Origin of the sequence: Sulfurovum sp. (assembly GCF_041562805.1) — a bacterium.
GTDB lineage: Bacteria > Campylobacterota > Campylobacteria > Campylobacterales > Sulfurovaceae > Sulfurovum.
The window spans coordinates 1-6,305 of record NZ_JBFFOH010000144.1 but is presented as its reverse complement, the minus strand read 5'-3'; the positions used below and the strand labels follow the sequence as shown (position 1 = coordinate 6,305).

Here is a 6,305-nt window from a genome sequence, read left to right as displayed (position 1 = left end):
TCAAAGTTCAACCGACAGAGACGGACCCAAGGCTAGAACTACGCAAACCGCTGCATCACAAAATCTTTAAAGTGCTTCATCAACGCCGACACAACTAATTTACGCTTTTTGAGGACTAAACACTTAAAAAAATGACAGTTTATAAAAAAAAACAAACAATAATATACATCATTTCATATGTTCTATTAAGTGCGAATTTAAGACTAAGTTGTATAGAATGTGCACCAATAAAGAGTTAACATAGCAAAGGACAAACATTGGAAACAATAAAAATGATATTCAAAAAAATTGGTGATGGTCTACTTATTGGGATAGGAGCCGGATTAACAGCAGGTATCATTTTCGCCATTGTAAGTCAAATGATGATCCAGCAAATGTGGGATCAAGAAGCAGACACTATTGAGAGAACCATTATCTCAGATCATCGTGAAGTTGATCGCAATGGGATCACTGTCATTCTTGGCACAATCAAAAACAACTCAGAGAACTCCCTCCGCTCATTGACAGTAAAAGCTGATCTGTATGATGAAAACGGGACATTCGTAAAACAGTGCAGTGAATATGTTTCTAACCTGCATGCATATAAGCAAAGTAATTTTGAAATTGAATGCAAACGTTGTGACGGTAACAAAACTGTTGAACATAGCTCATACAAAATTTATGCGAGTGGATTTTAGAGAATGTTAACAAATCAGTGGAGCCAATCAAGAACCCGCAAGCGGATTCTTGATTGCTCATTTTAAACGTTAGACATCATTACAATAGGATTCTTTTTGATTAGCAAACTTTCGAACTTCATTAAAACTCATAAATCTATTTCTAATGCTTTAGGGATGTTTGAAATTAAAGAGCAACTCGGTCAAGGAGGTACTTCTATTGTAAGACGAGCTATCTTTGAAGATGATCATGAATTTGCAATAAAATTCCTTTTAGAAAATATTACAGAACCATACTCAAAAGCCTACAAAAGATTTAAACAAGCTCACATTAATATGCTCTCTATTCAACATACAGGTGCGATTCTTCCGCAAATCCATTTGGATCATCTAGTCATTGATGAAAGCACAACAATTCCATATATCATAATGCTGAAAGCAGACAAAACATTAAAAGATTTCAAAGATGAGAATGAAATCTCTTTTGAACTGTTTGAAAGATTATTTGGATCGATGATGAAACTCTTAAAAACAATTCACGATCATGGAATTATTCATCGTGATCTAAAACCTGAGAACATATTTATTTTAGAAGGAAAACTTGTTTTAGGAGATTTTGATATTGCCAAATTCGATGCCGCACGTTACATAAAACTTCATGATACGGAAGCTAAAGAACGACTCGCAAATTATTATTTTTCAGCACCAGAACAGTCTGAAAAAAATTTTGATGAAATCAAAATATCAGCAGATCTCTATGCGTTTGGTCAAATACTGTATTGGTTAATTACGGGAAAAACACTAAGGGGCCAATCGCTTATCAATTTAACTAGCTATGATGAAAAATACCGTAAATATCAAGACGTAATAAGCAAATTACTGCAACATGAGGCCGAAGAAAGGTTCCAAAGTACAACTGAAATAGTAGAACATTTAAAAAATGTCGATAAAACACGTCAAGAGGCGATAGAAAGAGAACAACAATTTAAAACTCTTAGATTGTTTGATGAAGTTATTGACAAATACACTCCTGACATTTGGAGGCAACAATTTAAAGGCTTTCAAGACAAAAAAATAATTAATGAGATTATGACTGATTTAGCAAGTAATGTTAATGAATTAAGTCTGTGGTGGAGTCAAGGCAGTTCAGATAATAAAGTTGAATCTATAAAAAAAGATAATGGTATCTCAACTGTTAGTCAATTTACTAGTAAATTTGTTCAAAACCGAAAATGGCTACTTGATAGCTTTGAAATTGATATACACTCGATATGGATATATAAATACGGTGATATTGGTGGAAGTATTATCATCATCGAGTCTAATCCTATGCCTTCTTTTGGAATTTTCAATAATGATTATGAAATAGAAGAAGTCGCTTTGTTCAAAAATAGATACATAAGTCGAAGTAACTACGATAATGGTTGGACAGAATACAAAGGAAAAAAAATCAAAGTTGACAATGCAGAAATTCGGATTCGATTTTTGACAAAAACAATCTTTTTTATTTCACCTTGGGCTGGCCCTATTATTGGGAACTACAGGTCGAATGCCGAAGAAATCACTAGTGAGATATATCGTAAATATAACGAAAATAAAATGTTGAGTGAAGATTTATTAGCACCCTTAAAAAAATTAAAAAGAAAGCCTGAAGTGGCAATGTGGAGCTAAGTCTAACAAACCAAAGGAGACCAATCAAAAACCCGCGGGCGGCTTTTTGATTGCTCATTTTAAACGTTAGACATAAAAAAACAAGGTACAGACAAATGAACCCACTAGAATCTATAACAAAAAACATTCAACAAAGAATTGATGAAAAATTTGCAGATACTAATTACATTGAAAGTTATGTAGCTTTCTTAGATATTCTTGGAATGAAAAACATTCTTAATAAAGATTACCATGAAGTTAGAAGTATATTTAATATCATTGAAGCAAGTACTGAATTATATAAAAATATCGGTCTTTCTACTGGTGAACGCTTTATTAGCCAAAACCAAATCAAGCTACTAGTAATGTCTGACTCAATTGTAATTTCAACTGCAAAGGAAACCGACCGTAGTTTGTCAAAGCTTATAGGTATTTCTTCATACGTTATTAAGACACTGCTTAGTGAACTAAAAGAACCCGTTTTCATTAGAGGTGCTATTGCCGGAGGTAACTTGTATCAAGATGATACTACAGTATTTGGGCCAGCATTATCCGAAGCATATCTTTTAGAAACCAATGAAGCTAAAAACATGAGATGTGTGGTTTCAAAAAGTCTACATGAAGACGAAAACTTTAAAAATTATGTTGAAAACAACAAAACTATAACTAAGGACAACGATGGATTCTATTTTATTGATTTTATTGATGTCAAAAATAGAGTTTCATTAATAGAGTACTCAAAAAATATTTTAGCATCAGATATTGATGATAAAACCAAAAGTAAATATTCATGGCTAATTGAGTATTTAACATGTGCAAATGTCTAACAAGCCAAAGGAGACCAATCAAAAACCCGCACGCGGCTTTTTGATTGGTCATTTTAAACGTTAAGTGGAGAAGGTAATGCATCCAAAACAACACCCATTGCTGAATCCAAAAAATTTACTTGAATTAGTATTTCAATCGCCATTCTGGCTATTGATGTATGGAACGGGTGGAATATTTATTTTAAGTGCTTTTGCTTGGGTTTTTTATGGTCTTGGATTGCATGTACATCCAAAGCTATATCCTTTGCCTCATATCGCTATACTTGATTTTATTTCCGAAACAATGATTTGGCTTCGAAAAGAGTCTGGCTATTCAGTAGTTGTTATAAAACTATCCAACTTTATTCTTGCAATTGTAGCTCTCATTGGTATTCCGTACTTGTTTTTGAAATACGCAAGTTATCTCTTTTGGTTGTGGATGGGGGAAGATGCTGGGTGGAGAACAATATTAGGATGAATGAAACACTTAACAAACCAAAGGAGACCAATCAAAAACCCGCGAGCGGCTTTTTGATTGCTCATTTTAAACGTTAGATTACAAGGATATATGATACATGGAACAAAATGGCTAATGTTTTTCCATCACTAGAAAATATACAAAGACTAAAAGTAAAACCCACAGCAGGAGAATCGTTTTTAGTTCATCATTTGGTTGAGACTCTTACTGATGAAGTAGAAATATATTTTCAACCGTTTCTTAATGGTGACATGCCAGATATAATCTTAATGCAGAAACATGTGGGTGTTACAATAATTGAGGTCAAAGATTGGGATTTGTCTTTATACGAAATAGATGAAAATAATCATTGGTATTTGAAGCAAAATAAAGCAAGACTAAAATCGCCATTTCAACAAGTTTTTAATTATAAAGACAATATGTTTAATCTCCATATAAATGGCCTGCTCCAAGAAAAAATAAAAAACAAGCATTTTTATGGAAGAATAAATGTCTATGTATATTTCCATTATGCCTGCAAGAAAGAAATCACATCCCTTTTTAACTCTCCTCTGGATCATTTTAGAGATTTAGAACAAAATTGTCATTCTGAATTTAAAAACAAATCAATTTCACATCAGGAATATGAAAAAAAGCTTGACTATATAAAGCGTAAGAAATCAAAGCTTGAAAGAGATATCAGCTTCATTGCAATTGGCAATGATTCAATCGAAAAAATTTCATTACCAAAAAATGATCAAGAAAAATTATTCAAGGAATCAATCTATAAAGAATTCCATAGATATCTTCAACCACCATTTCACACAATGAATCAAGGCAAAGATATCATATACAATAAGGATCAACAAAAACTAATCAATAGTCAAAGTGTTTTTCAGAAAATTAGTGGTGTCGCTGGTTCTGGGAAAACAGTATTGTTGGCAAAAAGAGCTGTTAATGCCCATAAAAGGCATGGAGATAGAGTATTGATACTTTCGTATAATATTACACTCAAGCAATACATTCATGACAAAATAAGTGATGTTAGAGAAGACTTTAGTTGGAATGTTTTTTACATTACAAACTATCATCAACTGATAACGCTGACTTTAAATAATCTAGGAATAGACTTCGATATTCCTGAGTCACTTTCAAAACGTGAAATTTCAGAATACTTAGACAAACAGTATTATTCAAATCCAAGTTTATTTGAAAGCTATATAGATGCAATACCAAAATATCAATCAATATTTATCGATGAAATTCAAGACTATAGTTCAGAATGGATAAAAATCATAAGAACTTTTTTCTTAGTAGAAAATGGAGAGATGGTTTTGCTCGGAGATCCCAAACAAAATATCTATAATCGAGAACTCAAAGATAGGATGCCAGTATTAGTTCAAGGATTTGGCACATGGCAGTATTTAAAGAAATCAGTTAGATACTTAGGGGATGGAGACAGAATACAAAACCTAGCAAAAAGCTTCCAAGCCAATTTTCTGAAAGACAAATACGAACTTGATTTTCTTGAAACCATTACGAGTGCACCCTCATTAAACTTGGACCTTTATAAATATAAACATTACACATTGCAAGAGTTAGAAGCAGTTGTTGAGAGTATATTTAAAGAAATAAGAAATTATGATATACATCCTAATGATATATGCATTTTATCATCAAATACAAATATGCTAAGAGAAGTAGATTATATAATTCGGAACACTTTTAATGAAAATACTCTTAGTACATTCGAAACAAAAGAACTCGCAATGCAACGACCAATGGAAGTTGAAAATGTCAGAAAGAGAAAAAAAGTTGGCTTCAATTTAAACAGTGGAGTTTTAAAAATATCTACAATCCATAGCTTTAAAGGTTATGAAATTCCAACGCTTTTTTTGATTATAGATGATAATGATAATGAAGAAATTGTCTATACTGGTATAACAAGAAGCAAGTTTAACTTAATGGTTTTTGGAAAAAAAGAGAGCAAATATAATGATTTTTTTGAACGAGAGTTAGGAAAATAATTGTACTCATACCTAAAGCTATACAAATCTAACAAAACAGTGGAGCCAATAAATTACCCTGCGGCTAATTTATTTCTCAATTCAAACGTTATAGACAGAACACTACTACGCAAACCGCTGCATCACAAAATCTTTAAAGTGCTTCATCAACGCCGACTCTGTACGGTCCTTGCGCTTAACTAAAACAAAGTCCCTCTCAAACACCATATTTTTAACCGCAACCTCAAAAAGCCTCTTCTCCTTGAGCTCATTTACCACACAGATCCGAGGCAGCGCCGAAATATAAGCATCAGAACTCAAAAGAAAGTTTTTAATGGCCTCAGTGTTTTCAAACTCCATAAAGATGTTGATCTCTTTAGCAAGAGGGGCAATAGCATTTAAAAAGACAGAGCGTGTTCCCGAACCCTCTTCACGCAAGATCCATTTTTTATGAAGAAGCTGGTCTATATAAAGAGGCGATTGATTTTGAAGACCAGCATCACGGCTCACCACAACCAGCTCATCTTTTATCAAAACATTAGACTCAATCGCACTATCAAGAAAATCGCCCTCTACAAAGCCAAGGTCGCACTCCCCTTCTCTCACCTGCCTGATAACATCGGAGGTGTTGGCACTTCTGAGTTTGATGTGCAAGCCCTCATACGCACCGAAATAGTCATTTAAAAGATTCGGCATCAGATAGTCGGCAATGGTGACGCTCGCGGTGATA

6 protein-coding genes are annotated in these 6,305 nt (G+C 33.3%); 5 read left to right on the top strand and 1 reads right to left on the bottom strand.

Annotation, left to right across the window (positions count from 1 at the left end):
- The first annotated feature begins 257 nt into the window (after positions 1–257).
- The 5 genes from ABYK33_RS12820 (at position 258) to ABYK33_RS12800 (ending at position 5,596) form a co-directional block, all read left to right on the top strand.
- On the top strand, positions 258–677 hold the full coding sequence (locus ABYK33_RS12820) for an FxLYD domain-containing protein (RefSeq protein WP_373033660.1): 420 nt from the start codon (positions 258–260) through the stop codon (positions 675–677).
- Positions 678–773: 96 nt separating this feature from the next.
- A complete protein-coding gene (locus ABYK33_RS12815; RefSeq protein ID WP_373033659.1) occupies positions 774–2,327 on the top strand; it encodes a protein kinase in 1,554 nt (517 codons plus the stop codon).
- Positions 2,328–2,422: 95 nt separating this feature from the next.
- The gene (locus tag ABYK33_RS12810; RefSeq protein ID WP_373033658.1) at positions 2,423–3,133 is read left to right on the top strand and encodes a hypothetical protein; all 711 of its coding nucleotides are present in this window, start codon (positions 2,423–2,425) and stop codon (positions 3,131–3,133) included.
- Positions 3,134–3,209: 76 nt separating this feature from the next.
- Positions 3,210–3,590: a hypothetical protein gene (locus ABYK33_RS12805; RefSeq protein WP_373033657.1), complete on the top strand. Its 381-nt coding sequence runs from the start codon at positions 3,210–3,212 to the stop codon at positions 3,588–3,590.
- A 107-nt stretch (positions 3,591–3,697) separates the two neighbouring features.
- A complete protein-coding gene (locus tag ABYK33_RS12800; RefSeq protein ID WP_373033656.1) occupies positions 3,698–5,596 on the top strand; it encodes a UvrD-helicase domain-containing protein in 1,899 nt (632 codons plus the stop codon).
- A 105-nt stretch (positions 5,597–5,701) separates the two neighbouring features.
- On the opposite strand, the gene ABYK33_RS12795 is transcribed toward ABYK33_RS12800, so the two are convergent.
- The coding region (locus tag ABYK33_RS12795) for a LysR substrate-binding domain-containing protein (protein ID WP_373033655.1) at positions 5,702–6,305 on the bottom strand (604 nt) is incomplete at its 5' end.